The following is a 26,105-nucleotide window of genomic DNA, read 5'->3' as shown; positions in this document are numbered from 1 at the left end:
TGCGGTCCCGCGTCACCCTCCATCGAGAAAGAGACCATGAAGCCACACCTCCCAGCGCGTCTCGTCCCCACGACCCTTCTCCTCCTTGGACTTGGGGCCTGCGGAGGAGACGCCCCCGACGACGTCGCGTCCAACACAAATCAACAACTCGCCTGGGTCGACCGGTCGGGTACCGTGCTGGAGTCGATCGGCCCGCGCATGAACTCGATTCTCGACCCGTCGATCTCGCCGGACGGCGAGCGGGTAGCCGTGCGCGGGCGAGCCGTCGAGGGCGAGACCGACCACCTCTACATCCTGGAGGGCACGGGGAGCGCGAGGCTCACGTCGAACGAGGGGTTCGAGCGCCACATGATTTGGTCCCCCGATGGGTCACGGATCGCGTACTCGATCCAGGAACCCGAGGGCGTTTCGGACCTGTTTATCCGCTCCGCGGACGGTACGGGTGGAGATGAGCCGCTGATCGTGAGCGAGGGCATGCACAAGTGGTATCCGTCCTGGACACCCGATGCCTCGACGGTCGTGTTCCATACCAACAACCCCGAAACGCAGGCGCGTGACCTCTGGTCCGTCGACGTCGTGACGGGGGAGACCGAGGTGGTCGTCGGCGACGATGGGATCCAAGCGCTGGCCAGGCTCTCTCGTGATGGCCGGTTCCTCGCGTACCAGTCGGACCAGGACGGCCAGATGGAGATTTACGTCTCGACCTTCCCGGCCTCGGACGCAAGGTGGAAGGTGTCGACCGACGGTGGCACGTGGCCGAAGTGGAGCAACGGCGAGCTCTTCTTCTGGCAGGGGAACGACCTGCTGGTCGCGCGTTTCAGCGACGAGGGCGGCTTCACGTTTGAAGAGCCCAAACGTCTTTTCACCGGCCAGCAGGTCGGGATGGGCGCGGACAACATGATGACGTCATACAACCCGGAGTACGACGTGAACGCAGAGGGCACCCGCTTCGTCGTGACCCGCCGCCTGGGCGGGTGAAAACGGGGCGAAGTGGCAGTAGGACCGTCGCCGGCTTGGTCGTCCGTTGCGCACACCACGCGTGCCTTCGCCGGATCCTGCGCGACGCGCCGGCAGACATATATAGGGAACCCTGCAGCAGTGAGTGTCCCCGCTCAGTTCTCGCCACTTCGTCGTGCGGTGGCCCTTGCACAACCTTACTTTCCCGCGTCCTTATCTTTGGCAACCAGGTCCTATGTATGACCTGATCTTGATGCGGCCGGTGGGCGCTCTCGCTGTCACGCTCGCCTGCGCTGGGTGTTTTTTTGCTCCGCCGCCCACTGCTCCCCCAAACATCGTCCTGATCTACGCGGATGATCTTGGGTGGCGAGATCTTGGTGTCCAAGGGAGTCGTTACTACGAAACGCCCCATGTCGATCGGCTGGCACAGGAGGGCATGCGCTTTACCGACGCGTATGCTAACGCCCCCAACTGCGCGCCCAGCAGGGCGGCGCTCTTGTCTGGGCAGTACGCACCGCGCACAGGGATCTACACGGTCGGCTCGGCGGCTCGGGGCCCCGCTTATGCGCGGGCGCTTGTGCCGGTCGACAACGAGACGATACTCGCCCTGGAGGTGGTGACAATCGCCGAGGTACTGGCCGAGGCTGGCTACGCGACGGGGCACGTTGGCAAGTGGCATCTGGGTGGCGAGGGTGCGCTGCCGCGCGATCAGGGGTTCACTTGGTCGATCGCCGGTGACGCCCGCGGAGCGCCGCCCGACTACTTCTTCCCCTACGCCCGTGGGGATCAGAGTATCCCTGGGCTCGGGCAGGGTGAGGAAGGTGAGTACCTGCCTGACCGGCTGGTCGACGAGAGTATTGGCTTCCTTGAGCGGGAGCAGGACCACCCGTTTTTCCTCTATCTCTCGCACTACAGCGTACATACACCGATCCAGGCGAAGTCGGAGATCACGGATCGGTATCGCGACAAGGCTCCGGCAGACGGGCACGCGAACCCGACCTACGCAGCGATGCTCGAGAGCCTGGACGATGGCGTGGGTCGGATTCTCGATGCGCTCGAGCGACTGGATTTGGCCGAGAAAACGGTCGTGATCTTCGCCTCTGACAACGGGGGCTTCGGGCCGGTGACATCCATGGCGCCGCTTCGGGGCTCGAAGGGGATGCTCTACGAAGGAGGGATCCGAACGCCTTTAATCGTCCGTTGGCCCGGACATATCGAGGCAGGCTCGATATCGTCGGAGGCGGTCACGGGTGTCGATATCTTCCCGACGTTGGCGGAGCTGGCCGGGGCACCCCTCCCCTCTGGCCAACCCTCGGACGGCGCGAGTCTCGTTCCGGCACTGACGGGCTCGGGAGAGTCGGCCCCGCGCGATCTGATGTGGCACTTCCCGGCCTACCTCGAGGCGGATCGCTCGGTGCCGGGCGCATGGCGGACGGCACCCGCGAGCGCTCTCCGGCGTGGACGTCACAAGGTGATTCACTTCTTCGAGGACGACCGCTGGGAGCTCTATGATCTCGATGCCGACCCGTCCGAGGCGAATGACCTTTCTGCTCGGGAGTCCGAGTTGACGGACGAACTGAGGACGGCGCTCGAGCTCTGGTGGACCGACACGGATGCCTTCGTCCCGACCCGACTCAACCCGCAGTATCGGCCCGGAGGGTGACCTGATGGATCGTCGCGAAAGCCTCAAGCTGCTCATGCTGGCGGCCGTCGGGTCCGAACAGCTGATACGGTCGGTACCGGTGGCAGGGCAGGATGTCGGCTTCGCCAGCGAGTGGCACGAATGGCCAAACGTTCGCTGGGCTGGGCCGGAGTACTGGGGGAATCGACTCCAGGACTGGAGTGTGCGGGGAGGACAGCTCGTCTGTGGGGTTCGCGCCCGGGATCGCACGCTGCACTGTCTGACGCACACGGTGTCCAGACCTGAATTCACGACCGCCGTCGATGTGATACGGTTCGGGTCAGGGCCCGGAGTCGACGCTACTTCCGTGGCCGGGTTTCGACTCGGCCTGAAGGGACGCGTCGAAGACGTGCGCTCGGCGGCGGTGCACGGCGTGGGCCTCGACGTTGGAGTCGATGGGGCCGGAGCGTTTCTGATCGGAGATCGGAGATCAGCGCCGGCGCTGCAGGGCAGGGATCGTGTACTACTGGAGGTGACGGTGATCCCTGTGGGAGAGGACGCCCGGGTGTCGCTGGTTGCCCGACCGCATGTTGGCGGACCCGAGTTGGCCACATTCGTGCGTGACGTCGCGTCTTCGGAGCTGCTCGGGAACTGTGCACTTCTCAGCCACGTCGATCCGGGTGGTTCGGGAACCGGCGCGGTGTTCGACCGCTGGATCCTGTCCGGGCCCGGGCTCGTTGCGAACCAGGACGCTGCGTTCGGGCCCATCATGTTTGCGCAGTATACGCTGCACCGCGGAATCTTGAAATTGACAGCCCAACTCGCCCCGATCGAAGAGATTCCGGGGCTACGGTGTCGGCTGGACGTCCGCATGTCTTCCGGTTCTTGGACGACTGTGGATGCAGCCTCGATCGACCCACTATCGCGAACCGCGCGTTTCCGAGTGGAGGGGTGGGACGCCGGGAGCGCGGCGGAGTATCGGCTGCGCCTGGAGGTCCCGCTCGGGAGTGGTCCACGGTCCTTCACATATCATGGCACGATCGCGGCTGAGCCCGGTGCGATGGAGCCTCTGAAAGCTGCGGTCTTCAGCTGCAACGCCGATCACGGCTTCCCTGACGGTGAGGTCGTCGAGCACGTGTTGGCGCATCGCCCGGACCTCGCGCTGTTCCTCGGCGATCAGTTCTACGAAGGATCGGGCGGCTTCGGAATCCAGACGGACTCGGTCGAGGTCGCCACGCTCGACATGCTCCACAAGTGGTACATGTTCGGGTGGTCGTATCGGGACCTCTTCCGACACGTGCCTGTGGCCTTCATCCCGGACGATCACGACGTCTATCACGGGAACGTCTGGGGCGAAGGGGGTCGGCACGCTCCGACCGAAAACGGGTGGGGCGCGTTAGCGCAGGACCAGGGCGGCTACAAGATGCCGGCCGAGTGGGTCAACGCTGTCCAGGTGACACAGACGAGCCACCTTCCGGACCCCTACGATCCCACCCCGGTCGAGCAGGGCATCGATGTGTACTACACACGATGGGACTACGGGGGGGTAAGCTTCGCGATTCTCGAGGACCGCAAGTTCAAGTCGGCGCCGGCCAACGTCCTTCCCGCTGAGGCTCGGGTCCTCAACGGCTGGATCCAGAACCCGGACTTCGATGTTCGCGACCACCGCGATCCGCCGAACGCCGAACTCTTGGGACGACGCCAGATGGCGTTTCTGGAGGAGTGGGCCGAGGACTGGAGCGGTGCGACGTACATGAAGGTCGCGCTCTCCCAGACGAACTTCGCGGCGGTCCACACGATTCCGCAGGACGCGATGAGTGGGGCAGTACTGCCGTCGCTGCCCATGCCCCGACCCGGCCAGTACGTGGAGGGAGACAAGCTGGCGGCCGACATGGACTCGAACGGTTGGCCCGCAGCCCATCGCGATGAGGCGCTTCGGATCTTGCGTCGCTGCGCAGCGTTCCACATCGCGGGAGACCAGCATCTGGCCACGATCGTTCGGCACGGACTTGATGACTTCGGCGATGCCGGGTTCAGCTTCACGGGGCCTGCGCTCAACAACATTTGGCCCCGTCGCTGGTGGCCGCCACACGGCCTCCGGAAGGCTCCACTCGAGAAGGGAGGCCCGCAGTACACTGGCGACTACTTTGACGCGTTCGGGAACCGGGTCACGGTCCATGCGTCCGCGAACCCGCGGGCAACGGGTTTGGAACCCGCAATTCTACGAGATCGGGTGACCGGGTACGGCATTGTGACGTTCGACAAGGCCGAGGAGCGGATCAAGCTCGAATGCTGGCCCCGGCAGGTGGATCCCAAGGGGCCGGGGGCCCAACAGTATGATGGCTGGCCAATGACCGTGCCGCGCGACAGCGGCGACGGCCGGAGGCCTGCAGGAACACTCCCGACCGTGCGGGTGCGTGGGGTGGAGGATCCTGTCGTCGAAGTTCGTTCCGCCTCCGGCGCACTAATCTATGCCCGGCGGATCCGTGGAACGGAATTCACCCCCCCTGTCTTCGAGGCTGCGCCGCACGTCGTTCGGGTTGGCGACACCCTCCGGGGTCGATGGCTGGAGCGTCGAGTGAATATTACCGAGTGGGGTGTGGGGAGCCTCGACTTCGATTTCACGGGCTAATACCGAAGGAGGCGTTCCTTCTCCCACCGCTACCTCGGCGTCACCGTTTTGATACCCGGCTGGTTCACCACTTCTTGCAGTTCTATCGTTGCCACATTCAGGTGCTCTGGTCCCTCCCCCGGCCGAACGGGCTTCCAGCCACACGGACCCCGTATGCCATAGTGCTGGCAAAGGCCGCGTCTAAGGCGGTACCAGCCGTCACCAGGCAGAGTATTCTGAGCATGCGGGACTCCACTAGTCTCACGGACCATTCGTGAGCGCTGAAGCCAGGAGTCGGCCGAGGTGGGCACGAGTTGCGGCGCGCGCGCCAGTATCAGGATGGTGAATACCGGTTCTTCGGGATCGGTCGTCATGCGAGTGCGCACTTCTTTCCAGCTGTCATGAGGATCCAACCCCCGGGCAGGGTTGTCCCTAACCGGCTCGACCCCTCCCTTCAGGCACACCCCACGCCACCCGGAGCCCACGTCGATGATGCGTCTTGTCCATCCAGTCCTCGGTCACGCCCTCGTCGGCCGTCCCGCCGCACGCACCCTCGCGCTTGCTGCCCTCGTGCTTGCCGCCAGCGCGACGACCGCCCACGCCCAGCAGCCCTTCATGCCTGTCAGCGTCGACCAGGAAAGCGGCCGTGTCCTTCTCACACTTCCCACACTCGGGCAGGACGTACTCTACCTGAACGCGCTGGCAACCGGGCTGGGTTCAACGCGCGTCTTCGGTCTGGATGGGGGTGCCGGGGGAGATGAGGCGGTGGTGCGTTTCGAGAGGCACGGACCGCGTGTCGTGATGATTCAGCGCAACGTGATAATGACGGCAGGCAACGGGGACGCCGGTCAGATCGAAGGGGTGGAGAAGGGCTTCCCGGTGTCGGTGCTGGCCTCGTTTCCCATCGAAGACGCCACGGGCGGTCGGCTGGTGGTGGATGCGACCGACTTCCTGCTCGCCGACGTGGTCGACGTGCGTGGCACGGTCCGTAGCGCCGGCCTCGGTGAGCTCCGGCTGGAGCAGGATCGGGGGTACGTCGACGCCTCGAACACGGCCGCGTATCCGCGTAACACGGAGATCCGCACGGTGCTCACATTCGCCTCGGATGCGCTGCACCCGGAGCTGGCGCGACACGCGCCCGACGGCCGCGCGATCACCTTCGAGCAGCACCATTCCTTCATGGCTCTTCCGGACGAGCCGATGCCCTTGCGTGCGTTCGATCCCCGGACGGGCAACTCTTCGACGGTCCTGCACGACTACAGCCAGGGCTTCGACGGCGACTATCGCCTGCGCTACACGAACCGCTATCGCCTGGAACCGACCGACCCCGAGGCCTACCTGCGCGGCGACTTGGTGGAGCCGATCGAGCCGATCGTTCTCTATCTCGACCGGGCGACCCCCGAGCCGTACCGCACCGCTTACCGGGAGGGCCTCGCCTGGTGGACCGAGATCTTCGAGTCGGCTGGATGGCGCAATGCGATGCAGGTGAGGGACCTGCCCGCCGACGCCGACCCGATGGACGTGCGCTACTCGGTGGTCCAGCTAGTGAACCGGAGCGTGCCCGGCCCATCGACGGGTGGTGGGCGCAGTGATCCGCGCACGGGAGAGATCCTGGTCAGCATGCCTCGCATGGACTCGCACCGCTCCCACACCGACTTCAACCTCTACATGGGGCTGATGCCGGTCTACGACGCGACGGGCACGGAGCCACAGCTCACGGCTGAGGAGTTCACAATGGCTCGCCGGCGGCAGCTCGCGGCCCACGAGGTGGGTCACTCCATCGGCTTTCCGCACAACTTCATCGCCGCGGCCCAGGGCCGGTCGTCGGTCATGGACTACCCGTTCCCGCAAATCGACGTCGACGGGCAGGGTCGGTTTGATATCTCCGAGGCGTACCGGGAGGGGGGCGGGTGGAGCGACACGCTGAGCGTCCGCTACGCCTACACTTGGTTCCCGACACCCGAGGCCGAGGCGGCCGGGCTCGCCGAGATCGTGCAGGAAGCGATTGACCGGGGGCATGTCTCCATGTCCGACGGAGCCGTTTCGAACTCGTACGCGGAGGTCAGCCGGTGGGTCGTGGGGGAGACGATGTTCGAGTCCCTCGATGGCGCCCTGACGGTGCGGCGTGAAGCCCTTCGCCACTTCGACGAGGCCGCCGTCCGGCCCGGTGAGCCGCTCGCTTGGCTCAACGCCCGCTTCGCGCACGTTTATCTACACCACCGCTATGCGATGGAGGGGTTGGTCAAATACGTGGGGGGGATGCAGTACCGCTTCGCTCTCCGCGGTGACGGGCAGGAGCCGACACGGATCGTCCCCGCCGCCCGCCAGCGAGAGGCGCTGGAGCGTGTGCTTCAGGTCTTGTCACCTGAGGAGCTGGAAGTGCCGGACCACATCCCCGCCCTCATCCCGCCCCCACCGCCGGGCTTCCGCGAGCCGGCAGGATGGGTCAATCCGGCGGGCGTGTCGCTACCGCCGGCCGTCGGGTCGCATGCACTCTGGATCGAATCACCGGCTGGGTCCGCCTTCGACCCGTTCGCAGTCGCGCGGAGCTTCGCGCAGGAGGTCGTCGACAACCTGCTCCACCGCGAACGGATGGCCCGGGTGGTCGCGCTACACGGCCAGGACGCAGAGTTGCCTTCGCTCGATGAAGTCCTGGGCACGCTCGTGGATGGTACGTGGGGTGCGGCCGGGAGCCGCGCGGGATCGACGGGCCTGTACCGCCGAGCCGCGGAGCGCTCCGTGCTCGACGGTCTCTTCACGCTGGCCATCGACGATCAGGCCACGTCGGAGGTTCGGGACGGGGCTGTGCTACACCTGGGGCGGCTGGCAGAGAGCCTCACCGACGCACCGGCCGGTGGGGAGGACGCAGGGTACGAAGCGCACCGCGGTCGGGCAGCTCGTGAGATCGATCGGTACCTGAGGCTCGGCGAGGTGCCAGCGCTGCGGACGGGTGTGATCCAGATTCCGCTGCCGTGGCCGTAGCAGTATCCGCGTGTGCCGGATCGGGAACCTCTCGATAGCCGGCCCCCTGGATTGGACAACATGTTGCCCCCGGTGCACGTCCGTGCGGTGGGGGTTTCGTGTTTCCTCTTGAGGTGCCGAAATCTCAGATAGTCTCGATCGGTTTCCGCTGACGGTCTTGGACCGTGACTCCCGTCCCGGTGGCCCTGCACACTAGGATTGGTGGATCGAGAACATCGGCGGCGCGCGCGCCAGCATCAGGATGGTGAACGTCGGTTCCTCGGGATTGGTCGTCATGCGAATGCGCACTTCTTTCCAGCTGTGTCGACCCGATTCCCGAGCTTACCGCGAGAGGAGAGCCTTCCGTGGCCTCCCCTGTGCGTCACCGCTTGCCCCTTTCGCGATGGTGTCGGACTTTTGGGGTCGTCGACTTTGCCCGATCCGACGAGCGCAGTATCAGCGTGTTCAGGATCCGGAACCTCTCGATAGCCGGCCCCTTGGAGATGAGATTAATGAACCTAAGAAGGCTTTTCCCGCTGGTCCTCCTGGGACTGTCGGCAGCCCCCCTCGCAGCTCAGTCCGCACCAAGCTCGGTGTTTATCGAGGCACTGACCTGGGAGGAGATCCGCGATCGCATAGCGGACGGCGGCACGACGATCATCATCCCCACCGCAGGCACGGAGCAGAAGGGTCCACACATGGTGATGGGTGAGCACAGGTACGTTATGGAGTACACCATGGACGAGGTGGCGCGTGTGCTCGGCAACACTTTGGTCTCGCCGATCATGACGTACGTGCCCGAAGGCAGCTGGGGCGACGAGCCGACCGGTCACATGAGAATGCCCGGGACGATCACGCTCCCGGAGGAGTGGTTCCGGGACCTGCTGGTTCATACGGCGAAGAGCCATGCCGCGGGCGGATTCACCGACATCGCCTTCATCGGAGATTCGGGTGGCAATCAGGGTGGCATGAGTGCCGTGACCGATCAGCTCAATGAGGAGTGGGCGGGCACCGGAGTCCGTGCTCACTTCATCGGTGACTACTATGCTAAGAGTAACGGAGACATCAACGCGCACATGCGGTCGCTGGGCTTCACTGTCGACCAGGTTGGGACTCACGCGGGCCTACTGGACACGTCACAGATGCTTTTTGTGAATCCGAATCACGTTCGCATGGACGCAGCCGCACCGGATGGCGGCTTCGAAGGGTCCGGCGTGAGTGGGGACCCATCCCTGGCGACCGCGGCCCTCGGCGAGGTCCAACTCCGCATCAAGATCGACAACGCACTCGCTCAGATTCGATCCAGCATCGCCTCCAGGTAGGGACAGCCATGATCCGTACACGACTTCCCGTGACCACGGCCGTTGCCCTCGGCCTGACCTTCCTTGGGGCCGATACGCTCGGTGCGCAGACCTACACCGGCGCCCCGTTTATCGAGCAGATGACCTGGACCGAGATCCGCGACGCGATGGCCGCGGGCAAGACCAAGGTCATCGTACCCATTGGGGGAACGGAGCAGAACGGCCCGCACATGGTAATGGGCAAGCACAACTACGTGATCACCTTCGCTGCCGGAAAGATGGCTCGCGAGATGGGCGATGTGCTCGTTGCACCGACCGTTGCCTGGGTGCCCGAAGGCAGCTACGAACGTGAGGGGTTCGGAGACAAGCCTGGGGTTATAACGAACCCTTCACCGAGCTACAACAACCTGCTCGAGGCGGCAGCGCGGAGTCTGGAGTCACACGGCTTCACCGAGATCATCTTCATCGCCGACAGCGGTGGAGATCAGGCCGGGATGGATGAAGTCGCGACGCGCCTGAACGGTGAGTGGGACGGTGGCCGGACCAAGCTCTTCGCACTCACCGATTACTACCAGAAGGGTCAGGAGTATTCCCGAGCTTGGCTGCGGGCCGAATACGGCTACGACATGGAGACCATCGGTTCACATGCGGGCATCACTGATACGTCAGCCGTGATGTATGTGTTCGCCGAGGGCGTTCGAAACGATCGGCGCTATCGCTTTGGGGGACGCCCAGATGCGGGCGTGACCGGTGACCCGACGCTCGCCACGCGTGAGATCGGGCGCATGGTGGTCAACTTCAAGGTCGTTGCTGCACTTCAGCAGTACCAGGCGATCAAGGCTCCGCCCCGCCGCCGCCGTTAGATACGGTGGGCCCAGTGACGTAACGCCGTTCGACTTCCATCAAGGTCTGCAGCGCTCGGAGATTCACTGCCCTCAGCCGCCGGTGCGCGTAGGGTTTCGGTCGTTTAGTCGAAAATTGTGCGACAAAACAGAGCATTCCCTGGGCCTTCTGTGGGCATGGGGCAACCCCGAGAGGAGGTTTCTCCGGTCAACGATTTCCGAACGAGAGAACAAACTGTCCCATAACCGTCTCCCTTTCTTCACCTCGCTGCAGACCCACAGCCCCGGACAGGTTGACGGGACCGAGAACAAGGGAAGCTCCACCGCCGTATTGCATTCCGTCCGTGATCTTGGCTACACCACCGCGAAAGTGGACGAACCCAGCCCGCAGTTCCGCGCCTACACCGGCGTGGGAGCGTTGGCCTAGGGAGATTCCATCATCGCCTAGTTCGCCGTGAATATCACCGGTCAGGGTCAAGGCGGAGGTCACGTCGAGCGTGGCGCCCAGCCGGTACGAGGGTTGGAAGGCATAGTCGCGGATACTCGTTTTCATGTCGGCGGGAGCATTGGCGAAAAGCTGCTCGTCGAAGTTATTCGCAGACGAAACCTCCTCCTCCTCCTCCTCCTCCTCCTCCATGGTGTCGATCACCCCCCGGCGATAGCTGAGCGTTCTAGTGTCCCACTCGAACGTGTTGACGAGGTTCTGCATGGACCCGCCTAGCGTGATACGACCTAGGTTCAGCATCACTCCAAGGTCCAATCCATACCCACTTCCGCCGTTTGCGAAGTCCTGCTCACACCGCCTATCCGTGTCATCGGTGCAGGTCGTGGCTGCCTGGAAGTCGAGCGTGCCCCGAATTGGGCCGCTCTCGATCGCACCGGCCACACTGCGAGCCACTGCTACACCGTGACCACGGATGTATTTTCCGGTCACTCCGAGGGCTAGAGCGTCTGTCAGGGGAAGGGCGTAGCTGAGAGCTGCCGTGCTCACCACGAAGCCTTTGAGGGTCGCGCCGGTGAGCGAAAGGTCGGTGACCGATCCGGTCCTTCCCGCGTTCCCATACAGCACGCCCTCGGCGACACCGGGCGGAATCGTCGCATCTACGGACCCTGTTGCCGATAACTGGAAGCCCAGATTCCCAGCCGTTAAGGCCAGCAATGTGACTTGGGCACCGACGGAGCCCTGCTCCTCACCGGAGGCTATGATTTTGCTGAGCCAAGCCTCTTTGGTGGACGTTGGAACGAGTGCGCCTTGGAACTCGGCGAAATCCCACAAGGTGACGGGGGCGAATCCCGCTCGTCCTCCCCCCGACAAGAGAGCGAGGCTGAAGCCTGAACCAGGCATCGCGAGGCCTGCCGGGTTCACGCTGATAGCGCCGAATCCGCGAACTGATGCAGTGTGGTTGCCGGCCAGAGCCAAGGTCGAAGCGCTGGCATTTGTGACCTGAGCATTGCCCTGCGAAGCCGTGCCCATGGCGGCAGCAAGACTGAGCACGGAGAGAATCAGAGCCTTTCGCGTCGTCTTCATGCCATCAACCTCCAAGCTCGATGACCACGTCGAGCGACGGCTTGATGATGAAGTCAAGGTCGGCTGAGACCGTCACCCGTCTGCCCCCGAGCGTACCCTCACCTAAAAGTGTGATGTCGGGGAAGCCCAGAAACGAGCGGAGTTCGTCCCCCGTGTAGATCAGCGAAACCGTGGAAGTCGCGTCGGCTGGAACCGTAAGGTTCTTGACGACGCTTCCAATGACGAGTGTTCCTGAGAAGGTGAGCCCGAACGGGTTCGTCACGTTCATTACGACCGCGCCGCTGACGATCGCGTCGGTCAGGGCACCGTCCAGGTCCTCCGTGTCCAGGGTATCCTCGATGAAGGATGTTGAAAGCCCGTCCACGTCGATCGTAGCCTCGCTCAACAGTAGGGACGTCGTATTCGCACGGACACTGATATCGTCCGTGATATCGATTGTGGCTGTCTGGGTCCCGGGGCTATCGACGTCAACGCGGGTCTTAATAGCGCCGGCTAACCTTCCGGCTCGTATGGTCAACGTGCGCACTATGCTGGACGAAGGCGGAAGCGCATCTGCGGGGGACTCCAGAACGAGGGTTCCTAGCACCGCACCGCCAGAGGCGCTCGTTACCGTGATCGTGATGCTCCCTCCCCCCGCGATCGGGTCGAACGAGAGGTTGTTGCTGATCGTAACATCGACAGACCCGCTCTGGACCTCTGCGGCGAGCACATCCCTAGGCAGCCGGGCGTATGAAGTTACCTGTCCTTGGTACGCGGGTACCGGAACCGGGAACCCGGTGGAAACGCACTCTGGACAGAGGTCCCCCAGAGACTGGGAACTAGAGACCGGGTCGATTGCCACATTGTACAGATCGCCGACGATCGTCACGTCGGGGGGGAGCAACTCGTCCTGCTCGAGGGTGATGCCATCCAGTGGTAAGATCCAGCGCTGCTGGACGAATGGGGGCTCGGTTGGCATCTCGCAGGCTGCCACGAACAGACAGCTTGTGAGTAAGCACAAGGCGCGCATCTCAGGACTCCAAATTTCATGAACGGGTGTGCCGTGGTCTGGGCCAGTCAGCTCTTGCCGGGGACCATCATCGAACGAAGCAGGGAAATGTGAGATAAGGCAAGCGCGCGAGTTCTACCGACGCAATCGATGGAAACTGACCCCACAACTCCCAGAGTAGGATCAGGCGGGGGAGTCGGTATCTCCTTGAGCGAGAGGGAGATTGGGAGAGGCAGGGAAGATCCGTTCGATCGCGAGCCGTCGGAACTCGAAGATGCCTTTGAGCTGGGATCGCACGACGAGTGAGTGCGTGAGTTCGCCGAGCGGGCCGAGCGGAAGCTCATATTCGATGAGGTCGGTCATGAGGACACCCGACTCGACATTTTCGAAGTAGTGGCGGTGATACCAACGTCGGTAGGGGCCGCTGAGCATCTCGTCCGAGAACATGGAGTCAGGCTCGTAGTCCGAAATCCGGGAGCGCCAAGTCATGGGGAAGGCCTGCCATCGGAGTCGATAGCTGATCCTTGTGCCGAGGCGCATTGGGACATCGGAGACCGACTGCACATGGAAATGGAGCCAGGAAGGGGTGATGCGTTCCAGGTTCATCGGGTCTTCGAAGAAGTCAAACACCTCTTGGAGATCTGCGTGAACGATCTGGGTACATCGCAGGAGGTGCCTCTTCTTGGACCCTCCGCTGGACTCGAAGCTGATCAGGACGTTGAACGCGGAGCAAATCGATAGTGCCCCACGAGCCACTCTGAGCCCGCTCTGTATCCGAATAGCTCCTCGCACGCGAGGAAGAATAGGCGCCACCGGTGGTACCACCGGTGCGCGTCGTTTCCGTATGTCTCTTGAAAGATCCGCAGCACGTCATCGCGGCGGGCTTCCATATTCTCACGCCAGGCTCTCGCCGTTCGGCTGTAGTGCATCCCGTCCACGGCCCACCGCTCTTCGGCTTCCAGGTCCTGATCGAACCGGGGTAGGAGGTCGAGCGACGGCATGATCCCCCCGGTGAAGAAGTACCGCCCCATCCAGTTGTCCTCTCCCTCGGTTTCGTAGGGGTAGGCAAACTCACGATGGCAGAAGACGTGAACGAAGAGGCGCGCCTCGGGCTTCATCCAGCCGCTGATCCGGCTCAGGAGCTCTCGGTAGTTCCGCATGTGTTCGAACATTTCGACACTGACGATCCGGTCGAATCGTTCGTCGATCTGGAAGTCGTTCATGTCGGCTGTGAGTACACGCACGTTGTCGGGTGCGCGTGACTCGATGAAGTGCCTCTGCGGAGCCGAGTTCGAAACGGCGGTGATCCGGCTGTCCGGGTAGTTCTCTGCCATGTAAAGCGTGAGCGACCCCCATCCGCATCCGAGCTCCAAGATGTCTTGCCCGTTCTGCAGGTCGGCTCGCTCGCAGGTCAGTGCGAGCATCGCGTTCTCTGCCTCGCCCAGCGTGGCAGTCCCCTCCGGCCACAATGCTCCACTGTACTTGAGTCGCGGCCCTAGGACGGTCTCGAAGAACTCCGCCGGAACCTCGTAGTGCTGCTCATTGGCCTTGTCCGTTGCGATAGCCAGCGGACTACCTTCGAGTTCTCGCTTGAACGACTCCACGTTTGGCCCCGCAGCGGCATCCTGGATTCTTTGGCGAAGCAGTTGTCGCACACCGAACCGCAGGCCGGGAAGGGGTATCAGTCCACGCTCTGCGAGGTCGATTCCAATCGATTCTCTCATGATGTCTCCCTGGGGGGCCACGGCACGAAAACGCTCGTGGTCCGCTGATATTCACGATAGGCGTCGCCACGACTGCGCAACGCCTGCTGTTCGGTGTAAGGGATGCCGGTGATCCGAAAGAGGAAGACGATCATCGCAACGGGTCCGACCCACGTGAGGACCGCCCCTCCGCCGATGAGCACGTACGCCCACCAATGGACCCATTCAAAGAAGTAGTTCGGGTGTCGCGAATAGCGCCAAAGGCCATCTCGGCACACCTGCCCTCGGTTCGCTGGGTCCGCTCTGAATCGTGCCAGCTGAGCGTCGGCGATTGACTCACCCCCAACCGCCGCAACCCAGACACCGACGCCGAGCATGGCCGTGACGCCAAGGCCCCCTCCTGACATGGCCGCGAGCATCGGGATCGAAAAGAGCACGGCTACGGCAGCCTGGAACTGATAAAAGACAAAGAACCCGACGGGGGCCCGTGGTCCAAGGTGCGCACGCATCGCTTGGTATCGACCGTCTTCCTCGGTGTGCCCGCGAACCCGGTTCGTGAACAGGAACCAAGCGAGCCGCCCGGCCCAGAGTCCGCCCAGTGTCGCCACCAGTGCTCGACGTCCTAGGTCTCCATCCACGAACCAGGGATAAAATCCCGCAAGGAAGAGCAGGCCCGCTGACCATGCGACGTCTACGCTGGTCGCATCTTGGGTGTACAACTGCCGCACCCATAGGACTGCCAGGCCTACGGCCAGCAACCCCCACCCCTGTAGCAGTAGCACTATCATAGGGCGGGCTCCAACGCCGTGGACTGGTTCAAGAAGGCGGTGGGGCCCGCGCTGGTGACGTCCGTCGCGACCGCTCCCCGCCATTGGGCCACAATCCCCGGACGGCCCAACACGATTTGTTTGCTGCGAAGGATGCCCTCGTCGAACCCGCCCTCGCAGTAGCAGAAATAGAACTCCCACAAGCGACGGAAGCGCTCATCGAATCCCATGGCGGCGATCGCCGCCCAATCCTCTTCGAATCGCAGCCGCCAGCGACGCAGCGTCTCCGCGTAGTGTGAGGTGAAGTCTGCTTCCTCGGCCAGTTCGAGCCCGGCGCGCATGGATGCGCCGCGTATCGCCTCCAGGGAGGGGATAAAGCTACCCGGGAAGATGTGCTTCTTGATGAAGTCGACCTGCCGCTGCTCCGGATCGTACCAGTCCTCGAGGATCGTAATCGCCTGGATAGCCGCGAGCCCTTGAGGCTTCAACAACCTCGCGCAGGTTTGGAAGTACAGGTCGAGATACTGGTGACCCACCGCTTCGATCATCTCGATCGAAACCAGCTTGTCGAATGAGCCGTCGAGATCTCGATAGTCGCGCAGAAGGACTGTCACTCGATCTTCGAGGCCGACTTCAGCGACTCGCCTGGTCGCGAAGGCGTGCTGTTCGAGAGAGATCGTCGTGGTCGTGACGTGGCATCCGTACATCGATGCTGCGTAGATCGCGAAGCCGCCCCAACCCGTCCCGATCTCGACCAAGTCGTCATCCTGGCTCAACCCAAGTCGACGGCAGAGTCGGTCGTATTTGGCGATCGACGCCTCCTTCATGGATGACGATGGCTCCAGGAAGATTCCGGCGGAGTAGGTCATCGTTTCATCCAGAAAGGACGAGAAGAAGTCGTTTCCGAGGTCGTAGTGTGCCTGGATGTTGCTCGCGCTGCCGCGCCGGGTGTTGCGGTTAAGCAGGCGGGCCGCAGTAAGAATGGGCTCGGAGAACCGAGCAAGTCCGGCCTCCAGACCATCGAGAGTTTTCCGATTGGCAGCGAACAGTCGAACCAGGGCAGTGAGGTCGTCCGTTTCCCACTCCCCGCGCACGTAGGACTCCGCGGCTCCAATGTGTCCCCCGAAGGCGAGCGCTCTGAAGAAGCGACGATCGCGCACACGGACTGAGGCCTCCGGGTGGCCGCCAGGTCCGTATGACTCAACGGAACCGTCCAACTCCACGGTGAGCCGACCTCGCGGGAGTGCGGTCATCTTCGCCCGAACGGTGCGTTCGATCATTCCACTGATCATGCGTCTGCCCCCTGGGAGATCGGATGTTCGAAGTACGGGGTCTTCTTGAGCCAGAGGCGAAAAGCTTGCCAGTAGATACCGACCAGTACTCGGGCTGTCACCCAGGGGAAAGACCCCAGGGCCGACGCGAGCGACGCGGACGAGATATTGTGTCGGCGCAAGTGAAGTGTCACCTCGAAAATCTTCTCCCCATCTTCCCGATTCTCCATGTGCACGTGCAGCCGCTCTCCCGGGTCGCTGAGTCGCCAAGAGTACTCGTGTGTCATCGACATGAACGGTGAAATATGGAACGCCTTCGTGAACTCATGGGGCGTGCCGCACGTGTCACCTTGCTCCGATCGGAGCGCGTAGGTGTGACGTTCGTTCCACGGTGTGTTGGTGATCTCTGCCAGGATCGTGTCCACTCGATCTCCGTTTTCGGAGAAGCAGTAGTAGAACGTGACCGGGTTCATTACATAGCCGAAATACCGAAGGTGCGTGAGTACCCGGATGGGCCCGATCGGCGGGATGCCGGTAAGCCGTTGGGCCTCCTCTCTCACGGCCTCGTCGAGGGGTCCCGTCCCCAGGTAGTCCTCCCTTCGGAACCACGCCGGGGCTGGTCGGCGAGCTGACCAAAGCCAGTGTCGATCGAAGAGAGCCGGGAGCTCATCCAGGTCTAGGTACATCATAAACAGGTCGTAACGGAAACAGTGGCCCGTCGGACTGGCACGTTCATGATTGACCGACCCTCGGTAGATGCAGCTCTTCACAGCGCACCTCCGAGCCTTTCCGCTACGCCTACAGCGCTGCGGACGCCGTCCTCATGGAATCCGAAGCCCCAGTAGGCGCCGCAGTAATGGGTTCGGTTCGGCCCGCTGATTTCCGCGTGTCTGGCCTGCGCTGCGATCCCGTCGCGCGTGAAGTGGGGGTGACTGAATGTGGTCCGATGGAGAATGGAAGAAGGATCGATCGATGCCGTGTCGTTCAGGGTGACGCAGTAGGTAGTTGGCGAGTCCAGCGTCTGCAGGCGGTTCATGTTGTAGGTAACGGTCGCGGAGACGTCGTCGGTGGCACCCACGCGGTAGTTCCAGGAAGCCCATGCCTTCCGTGCTCGGGGCAGAACCGATGTGTCCGTATGCAGGACCACGTCGTTGGCCTGGAAAGGCAAGGCCCCCAACACTTCACGCTCCCCGGGCGTGGCGTCCGAAAGGAGCTTAAGTGCCTGATCCGCGTGACACGCGAAGATCACTTCGTCGAACATCTCTCCGTCTACAGAGACCTCGCTGAGAGTTCTGTTGACGTGCCTGACGGCTGTCCCCGTCCGGATCCGGTCACGGAAGGGCTGCGCCAAGGCCTCGATGTATCGAGTGGATCCACCTTCGATCACGCGCCACTCGGGCTGGTCGTTTACCGTCAGCATGCCGTGGTTCTCGAAGAAACGGACGAAGAACTCGGCGGGCATCTCCATCACTTGGCCCTGCGGGATGGACCAGAGAGCCGATCCCATCGGCTTCAGGAAGTCGGTGGCGAGGCGAGGTGAATAGTCGGCCGAGACGAGGTACTCACCGAGCGACATCGAACCTGCCCCGTTGCGAATCGCGGGAGGTGCCTCTCGGTGGAATCGCAGGATATCACGGATCATCTTGTAGAAGCCGGGGCGCATGAGGTTTGCCGGTTGAGCAAACATCGAGCGCACGTTGGCACTGCTGTACTCCAGCCCTGAACGATCGGAGCGAACGCCAAAGCTCATTTCGGACGGACGGCCCGCCACTCCGAGACTGTTTAGCAGACTCGTGAAAAGCGGGTAGTTCACCTCATTGTAGACAATGAACCCGATGTCGATTGCGAACTGCTCACCGGCGGGCCCCGTCACGTCGATTGTTCTTACGTGCCCTCCGATTTTCGATCGCGACTCGAAGACGGTCACGTCGTGATGGTGGTGGAGCATGTGCGCAGCGACGAGTCCGGAGACGCCGCTGCCAATGATCGCGATACGCATTTCGATTCCTGGCGAGGGGCGGACCCGGCGGGTTGCGTTTTGCCCAGGCTGCGAAATAGTTGTCTAACTATTGTTTAGCTAAAATAAGCGCACGTTCGGCATTGTCAAGATATTCTACCAATTATATTTGACAGAAATTCAACAGAAAGCTATTGTTAGCCTATGAAATCCACGCACGACACGCCTCGCCACCCGATACGGGTCATTGCTCAGCGCACTGGGCTCACTGCGGCAACCATTCGCGCATGGGAGAGGCGGTACCAGGCGGTGCAGCCCACCAGATCGGAGGGAGGGCAAAGGCTTTATTCGGATTACGACCTCGAGAGGCTCGGCGTACTTCGTGAGCTCACGGAAGGGGGGCGGTCGATTAGCATGGTGGCTTCACTTACCCCGCAGGACGCGACGGCCCTCCTTATGGAAGATCGGGTTGCCGTCACGCCGGGTACGTCCGATGGATCCACATGGGGTCCAGCGGAGCAAGTGGAGCAAGGCTATGCCCGTGTCCTTGCGTTTGACGCTGAAGGGCTGGAGCGGATGCTTTGGAGAGCAGTGCTATCGCTGGGGGGGAAGACCTTCCTGAGTGACGTGGTCGGGCCCCTTTTGGAGCGGATCGGCAAGGGGTGGGTGGACGATGAAGTGTCTCCGGCACAGGAGCATCTGGGCTCAGAGGTGGTGGATCAGGTCCTCGAGCGCCTCATCAACGTATCACGGTCCCCGGACGGTCCCAGCTTGGTGGTTACAACGCTGCCCGGTGAACGACATGGGTTGGGTGCACGGATCTTTTCGACTGCGGCAGTCTTGCAGGGATGGACTGTGAAGTATCTCGGTACGGACCTTCCCGTGTCCGAGATCGTGGCTGCTGCCCGGGGAGTCGAGGCTTCCGCCGTTGCGATCAGTGTTGTTCGGCGCGAGCACTTGGACGAGACGCAGCGTGCGATCATCGCGCTTCGTGACCAGCTTGATCCGTCCGTTGCGCTCCTGATCGGCGGTAGGGCTGCCTCGCTGCTTGCCGCGGATTCTCTCCCGAGCGGCGTTTGGGTACACGACGGGTTGGGAGATCTGCCGTTTCCCCCGTCGGGCGCTCTAACCTGAGCCGCCTCCGGCCGAACATCTAAGTCACCCGACCTTCGGGTGTCGGCACATTTCTCAGTGGCCTGACATGGCTGTTGTCACTTCTCCCGCAGGCTGAAGCCCGGTCCGCAGGGATCTGGACGGGCCTCCATTATTTCCCGGTTCGGCCCCAGCCCGCACCCGCTCCATTTGCCGTCACGTCCTCGGAAAGACCGCCACGGTATCCTTTTAGGTTTCGGCTTGATCGCGGCTCTTTTTTTATCTTCCCTTTTTTAGCTCTTGATTTATCACTTCGAGTGACGGGGCAAGCGATCCGGGGCGGTTCGCTCTCGCCTATCAGGGTCCATTGTCCCACGTCAGGGACCGCACCACTCCTCGAGGTAGCGCTTCAGGCGGATCTTCCGCCGCGCTGAGTCCGAGGTCATGGAGCGGACCTTTCCGAAGACCGCTCGCTCCGGCCAGCCCCGGTCGAAGCGACCTAGGCACCAGGCGATCCCGCTGTACGAGTTGGGGTCCCGCCCGTCGATCGCCCAGCGGTTGTTTAGGTGGATCATGACTTCGAGCGCCTCTTGCGGGCTGGAAGTCCATTCCAGAATCTTCTTGCCCCACAGCATGCGGAGGTAGTTGTGCACGATACCGTCGCTTCTCAATTGACGCTGGGCGGCGTTCCAGAGTGCGTCATGCGTCTTGGCGTTCTCCAACTCGTCGAGTTCGTAGACCCAGGGCCTCAGGTCGGACGCGTGGGCTTCAAGCGTGTTTCGAGCCCACTCCGGGAGCGTTTCATAGTGGTCGTAGTCCGGGACCATCGTGCAGTACCCGTAGCTGAGCTCTCGCCAGGTGACGAGTTGATCGAGGAAGGCCTCGGACTCCACCGTCATCCCCCACCAGCCGGCTCTCCGTCCGTCAGCGACCTCGGATAGACGCAGCGGACTCCAGCTCTGGAGGTCTGCGACGGCACGGAAGACCTCGTGTGCTGACAAGTGTCCGAAGTGGAGCCACGGGGAGAGACCGCTGGCGGCCTCAAGGTCTGGATGGTTCCGATCGCAGTCATAGCGCGACAGCGACTGGTTCAAGAAACGATGGAGTCGAGCAGTCGCGGGCTTTGTGCCACCCCGATTCGAGATCGCGGCCACGCTGTGGTCGATCGGTAGCGATACAAGGAAGGTGTGGGACTCGAGTTCTTCTAGGGAGGCCGGGGGCCAACGTGCGGCGATGTCGTCCGGGAGTGGTGGGCATGGGACGAGGCCTGCGTCTGCGAGCGGGTCGGGGTTCGGAGCGTCGCCGAGATGCCGGGGCAGTTCTCGTTGCAGATAGCGGCGAAAGTGATACGCGGCCGAAAACGTGCGCCCTGGGGTCCGGATCGGGAGCAACCCGCAGCTGTCGACGGCTTCGACGCGGACTCCCTGGAGCCTGCTGCCCGCGCTCACGAGATCGCGGGTGAAGTGGACCGGCGAGTCGTCGGTCACCACGCAGCAGGCGAGGGCTGCCAGACTCGACAGCAGGCCTCGGTCATCGTGGTGGCCGCGTTCTACATATGGGTAGTACCCGACCGGGGTGTCCCGGAGAGCGTTCCAATGCTCCGCCATCCCGTCGAGAAGGAACCGGTGATGTCGGTCGGACGCCCACCTATATCCGGAGCGGACCGCTTCAAGAATGAGGAGTGGTTTCGCGAGTTCTTGTGCCGTCTGAACCGCGCGGTCCAGGGCATGATTCCAGCCCAATCGTCGAGAAGCGGTCATCCAGTAGAGGACCCACTCTCCGTCCGGTTTCAGTGGAGCTGCTTGGGTCAGCTCAATCCGCGGGTGCGTCAGACCCAAGGACAAGCCACGAGACCGTGCCTGATCCCACGTGCCGCGATCGCATGGACCAGGTCGCTGAAAATTCGCGAGTGCAGGGGATAGATCCTGCACCAGCACAGCCATCCGAGAAAGCCTGTCAGTGGGAAGAACGCGGTCTCGACGAGGCGTGTTGAAGAGCCCTCAGGGATTGCTTCGAACTGCATGTCCGTATCACTCCTGTCCAATAAATATTCACTAATTACGCAGGTTCCTTGCACTGTGTCTAGCCTTTGTCCATGTTATTAGAGTAACTCGTCTTTCCGAGCCTTCAGGGCTCGCCTTGGAGTACCATGAATGAATATCCCACTCCTCTATCTGCTAACTGGCGGGATCTTGCTTGCCGCGGAAGCTCTGTGGCTACGACTCTTCGCGGCCGATCTGTTTCGCTCTGAGGTCGGACACCTCATGGGTGCGCAATTTTCGATCGCTCCAGGACTCGTTTTCTACGCCATCTACCTGGTGGGAATCCTCGTATTCGCGGTTCTGCCGGGACTCCAGGAGGATGGAGTCACCCGAGGGGCGTTGCTCGGAGGGCTGCTCGGCCTTGTTGCCTACTCCACGTTCGACCTCACAGCGATGGCAGTCTTTCGTGACTTTCCGCTGCGGGTCGCGCTGATGGATATCGCGTGGGGATCGTTCGTGACTGCCTTGGCGGCCAGCGCGGGTGTGCTGATCGGGCGCAGCCTGGGGGTGAGTGGTTTATAGTGGAGAATACCGAAACTCTTCTGTCCCTTGCAGAGATCTGCGCAACCTTCGCTGGCTTCGCAGCTCTCGTGAGTGTCCTTCGCCGAGGTGCGGACGAGGTGGCGGCCGCAGTTCACGACCTCTTCAGGCTGCGACTCGTAATCTCGAGCAGCGTCGCAGGAGTCGCCGCCGCATTGATTCCCGTAGGTCTGGCAGGCTACGGGATCGAGGCCGGGTTGGCGTGGCGTCTTGCCGCCCTTGCGTTCCTGATCTTCGACAACGGCATAATCTTTTCCTTCGTGAGTGCTTACAAGCCAGTGCGTGGGGCCTTCGATCCCGATCGCCTCGCCGTGAGCGTAGTTGCGCTCCTCGAAGTCACAGAGCAACTGAGTCTGATCGCGGTGGTTCTGGGCGTGTCCTTCGGAAACGCACCCGCGCTGTACGTCACGGCGTTAATCGCCAACATCTGTCAGGCCGGCTTCATCTTCGTTCGCTTCGTGGGCTCGGCGTTCCAACACGAGAACCATTTGGTCGATGGCGTGGTGCATGAACTTGCTGACTAACCTGGCTGTTCGAGGAAACCGACTGCGCCCGCTAGTAGGTGCCCTAGCGTTCGGTATCGTGCTCTGGCTCAATGCGCTTGCGGGGTCAGGCGCTCTGTCGGGAGAGTCGATCGGCACGATCGCCAATCGTTACCCGTCTGCCTTCCTGCCCGCTGGCTACGTATTTGGCATCTGGAGCGTGATCTACACGGGGCTGTTCGCCTATGTGGTCGACCTGGCGCTGCTAGGTCGGGGGAGCATGGGTCCCCACGTGCGGATAGGCTGGATGTGGCCGGTCAACGCGGCCCTAAACGTGGGGTGGGTCGTCGCCTTTTCCTTCAGCTTCTTCGTGCCAGCGATCGTGCTTATGGTAGGGCTTCTCGTGAACCTGATCACGATCCATATTCGGGTGGGAGATCCTCGTGGACTGTCTCGTCGTGACCGGGTCCTCGTAGCACTACCGTTCGGTCTCTATCTGTCTTGGATTTCCGTTGCCTTGATCGCGAACGCGTTCCAGCTCGCAGTCGCGTACCGCTGGAGTGGATTCGGAATCGATGAGGCCATCTGGGCCGTCATCATGATGACGGTGGCCACGGCCCTGGGCGGATACATGGGCCGGGTCCGGGGTGTCAGTGTCTTCCTGCCGGTCGTCGCTTGGGCTCTGGTCGGGATCGCATTACGGAATGCTGAGGCTCCACTGGTCGCAGTTCCCGCTTGGGCGCTCTCCGGCGTCTGCACCCTGATCTTTCTGTCTCTGATTCCGCGGTCCATTGCTCGAGTCGGCATCGCTGTTGGCGCGCTGGTCTGCGGGGCCGCCGTCGGGATCGCCGCCCAAGAGGCGTCTCTGCGTGGTCGAGTCATGGACGCGGCGGACCTGAGACCTCTTCAAGGTGCCACGGTCACAGTGCTTCCGAGCGGCAGTCAGTTGCTCACGGACGGCGATGGGCGGTTCAGCGTCGCGGGGCTGACACCGGGACTCGTCTCGATCCGGCTTGAGTACATTGGGTACGCATCCGCCCTGAAAGCCGAGGTGGTGATCCAAGCGAGTCGGCCCACCTACGTCGAGTTCCGACTCGACCGTCAGGCGATCGAACTGCAGGGTCTCGTGGTGGGCGCGCCCGCTTTTGAAATTCCTGAGGCCGCCCCGACCTCGGTTCAGATCCTGTCGAATGAGGAACTCCGGCGGACACCCGGTGGGCTCCTCGACATTTCTCGCACTCTGCTGTCTCTGCCAGGAGTTCTCGGAGGGGTCGACAACCGCAACGATCTGCTCGTCCGTGGTGGTGGACCTGGCGAGAATGCCTACGTACTGGACGGCATCCGTGTCCCGCAGATCAACCACTTCGCGACACAGGGTGCGTCCGGTGGTGCGATCGGTCTCGTCAACGTCGACTTCATCCGCAAGGCGGAGTTCCTCTCCGGGGCGTTCCCTGCACGCTACGGCGATGCCATGAGTTCGGTGCTCAGCATCGAGAATAGACCCGGTAGTTCCGACGGTATCCACGGGGACGTGACACTCGGAGCGACGGAAGCCGCCATTACGCTGGACGGTCCTGCGGGTGAAGATACGAACTGGCTGTTCAGCGTTCGCCGCTCCTATCTCCAATTCCTCTTTCAAGCTCTCGGTCTTCCGATCCGTCCCGACTATTGGGATGGACAGTTCAGGGTGGAGATTGAGCCGACGGATCGAGACCGCTTCCTCATCGTCGGGCTCGGCGCGGTCGACAATTTCGGAATCGTGGCTCCCACAGATGGAGACGACTACGCGAACTTCGAGATCTTCGAACGAGTGATCGACAACGATCAGAAAAGCATGACTGTAGGCGGAAGCTGGCGCCGCCTGATCTCGGGAGGGTATGTAACGTCGACCGCGAGTTGGTCGGGCACCGATTATTCTTTCAAGGACCCTGGTTCGGACGGGGCGCCGGTCCTCCTGAACGAGAGTTTCGAACGAGACACGCGTCTTGCGGTGCAAGCTGATCTGGCTCTCGGTGATCGCGCGACGATGCACGTCGGTGTGGATGCGGATCGTGCCGCTCTGGATGTGCGCCTCTTCCAGCGGGCGGTGCCGGGCGGTTCGCTCTCGGAGAACCTGGCCTGGGATACGGGGACGACGGCGTGGAAGCTGGCCGCACATGCTCAGCTCACTGGCGACATCGGTACCCGCCTCACGCTGAGTGCCGGGATCCGTGCGGACGAAGTGACGGGACTGGAATCGGGATTCTCACTGTCGCCGCGTGTGTCCGGGAGCCTGGCGCTAGGCAGGGATGTCTCGTTTCAGGCTGCCGCCGGCGTCTTCCACCAGGCACCGAATCTTCTTTCGTTATCCGTAGCCGAAGCTGGACAGCCGGTGAACCTCGGCCTCAGGCAGCAGAAAAATCGACAGGTCGCGACGGGCCTGTCGTGGATTCCGACGCCGGGACTGCGCCTCTCAGCAGAGGGCTTCTGGAAGGAATACGACCGTGTCCCGATTTTCCGGGACGACCCTCGAATCGCGCTTCCGAACCTGGGTGGCGACTACGGCTTCGTGGGAGCCGAACCTCTTACGGACGACGGGACGGGGCGTGCGTACGGGCTGGAGATCTTCGCTCAACAGAAGCTGCTCGACCGTCTCTACTTCCTCGGAGCCTATACCCTGTCGAAGAGCTCTTTTGCTGCGGGCGACGCCCTCCTCCGCCCCTCGGCCTGGGATCGCCGACATGCACTCGACCTCACCTCAGGATTCCGACCCGACGGCGGATGGGAGTTCGGAGGAAAGATCCGCTGGCTTTCCGGACTCGCGACGACTCCGTGGAATTTGCAGGCCTCGGAGGAGTCCTACGCGGTCACGGGGCGGGGCGTCCCCGATTGGGACCGAATCGGGGATATCCGAACTCCGGGCTATGTGCGCCTGGACCTCCGCGTAGACCGACGGTTCAGCCGGGCAGGGTGGAATGCGGTGTTCTACGTTGATTTCCAGAACGTTCTCAATCGCCAGAACGTCGTGGGCTTCACGTACACGGAGAATCCGGCGTATCCGAATCGTGTCATGCCGATTGACGGATCGGGATTTCTACCGACGTTCGGGTTCAGTATCGAGTTCTGAGGGGCTTGGTGGGTCCACCACGGGCTTGCAGGAACCGGACCCCTGGACGCGTGGACGATACGGATTCGTCTCTATCGCCCACGGCATCATCCCCTCGGCTCAGGCTTCCATGCGTCCCATGCCATACACATACACAGCTACCCGCTTCTAGAGCGTCTCCGCCATATCAACCAACCCTGCGCCCTGCTTCTTGAGACGATACCCGAGAAAGAGGAGCCCGACCGAGACTAGGTGTACCGCGACGCCGGCCGGCACTGCCCAGCCGTAGAGGAAGACGCCGCCGATCGCCAGGAGCAGGGCACCGGCGTTCAACGTCCGGCCCCACGCCTGCACCAT

At 62.6% G+C, this 26,105-nt stretch carries 20 protein-coding genes; 10 read left to right on the top strand and 10 right to left on the bottom strand.

Annotation, left to right across the window (positions count from 1 at the left end; translation table 11 throughout):
• The 6 genes from OSA81_11915 to OSA81_11890 form a co-directional block, all read left to right on the top strand.
• Positions 1–978, top strand: a 978-nt coding sequence (locus tag OSA81_11915) for a hypothetical protein (protein ID MDE0899716.1), incomplete at its 5' end; no start/stop codon positions are given.
• A 214-nt stretch (positions 979–1,192) separates the two neighbouring features.
• Complete coding sequence (locus tag OSA81_11910) at positions 1,193–2,620, top strand: sulfatase (GenBank protein MDE0899715.1); 1,428 nt, start codon at positions 1,193–1,195, stop codon at positions 2,618–2,620.
• A 4-nt stretch (positions 2,621–2,624) separates the two neighbouring features.
• Entirely contained in the window at positions 2,625–5,210 is a 2,586-nt protein-coding gene (locus OSA81_11905) for an alkaline phosphatase D family protein (protein ID MDE0899714.1), read from the top strand.
• 468 nt (positions 5,211–5,678) lie between these two features.
• Positions 5,679–8,171, top strand: coding sequence for a zinc-dependent metalloprotease (locus OSA81_11900; GenBank protein ID MDE0899713.1), 2,493 nt, complete (start codon positions 5,679–5,681; stop codon positions 8,169–8,171).
• Between the two features lie 491 nt (positions 8,172–8,662).
• Positions 8,663–9,472 (top strand): creatininase family protein, encoded by an 810-nt coding sequence (locus OSA81_11895; GenBank protein ID MDE0899712.1) that lies wholly within the window; start codon positions 8,663–8,665, stop codon positions 9,470–9,472.
• 8 nt (positions 9,473–9,480) lie between these two features.
• A complete protein-coding gene (locus tag OSA81_11890) occupies positions 9,481–10,314 on the top strand; it encodes a creatininase family protein (protein MDE0899711.1) in 834 nt (277 codons plus the stop codon).
• A gap of 187 nt (positions 10,315–10,501) precedes the next feature.
• Here OSA81_11890 and OSA81_11885 read toward each other — a convergent pair whose 3' ends face one another.
• The 8 genes from OSA81_11885 to OSA81_11850 all read right to left on the bottom strand — a co-directional run bounded on the left by OSA81_11885 (position 10,502) and on the right by OSA81_11850 (position 18,549).
• Positions 10,502–11,821 (bottom strand): DUF5723 family protein, encoded by a 1,320-nt coding sequence (locus OSA81_11885; protein ID MDE0899710.1) that lies wholly within the window; start codon positions 11,819–11,821, stop codon positions 10,502–10,504.
• 4 nt (positions 11,822–11,825) lie between these two features.
• Positions 11,826–12,779, bottom strand: a complete 954-nt coding sequence (locus tag OSA81_11880; protein MDE0899709.1) for a hypothetical protein — start codon at positions 12,777–12,779, stop codon at positions 11,826–11,828.
• A gap of 213 nt (positions 12,780–12,992) precedes the next feature.
• On the bottom strand, positions 12,993–13,565 hold the full coding sequence (locus OSA81_11875; protein MDE0899708.1) for an SRPBCC family protein: 573 nt from the start codon (positions 13,563–13,565) through the stop codon (positions 12,993–12,995).
• Positions 13,520–14,533, bottom strand: a complete 1,014-nt coding sequence (locus OSA81_11870; protein MDE0899707.1) for a cyclopropane-fatty-acyl-phospholipid synthase — start codon at positions 14,531–14,533, stop codon at positions 13,520–13,522. Before OSA81_11870 ends, OSA81_11875 begins: the two co-directional genes overlap by 46 nt.
• Entirely contained in the window at positions 14,530–15,300 is a 771-nt protein-coding gene (locus OSA81_11865; protein ID MDE0899706.1) for a DUF1295 domain-containing protein, read from the bottom strand. The genes OSA81_11870 and OSA81_11865 overlap by 4 nt, the downstream gene beginning before the upstream one ends.
• Entirely contained in the window at positions 15,297–16,559 is a 1,263-nt protein-coding gene (locus OSA81_11860; GenBank protein MDE0899705.1) for a cyclopropane-fatty-acyl-phospholipid synthase, read from the bottom strand. The genes OSA81_11865 and OSA81_11860 overlap by 4 nt, the downstream gene beginning before the upstream one ends.
• A gap of 8 nt (positions 16,560–16,567) precedes the next feature.
• On the bottom strand, positions 16,568–17,320 hold the full coding sequence (locus OSA81_11855) for a DUF1365 domain-containing protein (protein MDE0899704.1): 753 nt from the start codon (positions 17,318–17,320) through the stop codon (positions 16,568–16,570).
• Complete coding sequence (locus OSA81_11850; protein ID MDE0899703.1) at positions 17,317–18,549, bottom strand: FAD-dependent oxidoreductase; 1,233 nt, start codon at positions 18,547–18,549, stop codon at positions 17,317–17,319. Before OSA81_11850 ends, OSA81_11855 begins: the two co-directional genes overlap by 4 nt.
• Before the next feature lie 162 nt (positions 18,550–18,711).
• Between OSA81_11850 and OSA81_11845 the strand changes: the two genes are divergently transcribed.
• A complete protein-coding gene (locus OSA81_11845; protein MDE0899702.1) occupies positions 18,712–19,641 on the top strand; it encodes a MerR family transcriptional regulator in 930 nt (309 codons plus the stop codon).
• 335 nt (positions 19,642–19,976) lie between these two features.
• Here the strand turns inward: OSA81_11845 and OSA81_11840 are convergent, their stop codons facing one another.
• Positions 19,977–21,359 (bottom strand): hypothetical protein, encoded by a 1,383-nt coding sequence (locus tag OSA81_11840; protein ID MDE0899701.1) that lies wholly within the window; start codon positions 21,357–21,359, stop codon positions 19,977–19,979.
• 393 nt (positions 21,360–21,752) lie between these two features.
• Here OSA81_11840 and OSA81_11835 point away from each other — a divergent pair, with 393 nt between their 5' ends.
• Genes OSA81_11835 through OSA81_11825 form a run of 3 tightly spaced genes read left to right on the top strand, consistent with a single transcriptional unit; the run spans position 21,753 to position 25,769 of the window.
• Complete coding sequence (locus OSA81_11835; protein MDE0899700.1) at positions 21,753–22,163, top strand: DUF2177 family protein; 411 nt, start codon at positions 21,753–21,755, stop codon at positions 22,161–22,163.
• Positions 22,163–22,705 (top strand): hypothetical protein, encoded by a 543-nt coding sequence (locus OSA81_11830; GenBank protein MDE0899699.1) that lies wholly within the window; start codon positions 22,163–22,165, stop codon positions 22,703–22,705. Before OSA81_11835 ends, OSA81_11830 begins: the two co-directional genes overlap by 1 nt.
• Complete coding sequence (locus OSA81_11825) at positions 22,689–25,769, top strand: TonB-dependent receptor (GenBank protein MDE0899698.1); 3,081 nt, start codon at positions 22,689–22,691, stop codon at positions 25,767–25,769. The genes OSA81_11830 and OSA81_11825 overlap by 17 nt, the downstream gene beginning before the upstream one ends.
• 147 nt (positions 25,770–25,916) lie before the next feature.
• Here the strand turns inward: OSA81_11825 and OSA81_11820 are convergent.
• Positions 25,917–26,105: hypothetical protein (locus OSA81_11820; GenBank protein MDE0899697.1), on the bottom strand; the 189-nt coding region annotated here is incomplete at its 5' end.

The organism is Longimicrobiales bacterium (assembly GCA_028823235.1).
GTDB lineage: Bacteria > Gemmatimonadota > Gemmatimonadetes > Longimicrobiales > Gaopeijiaceae > UBA2589.
Note: the sequence above shows the minus strand (reverse complement) of the source record. Positions and strands in the feature narration are given on the sequence as shown.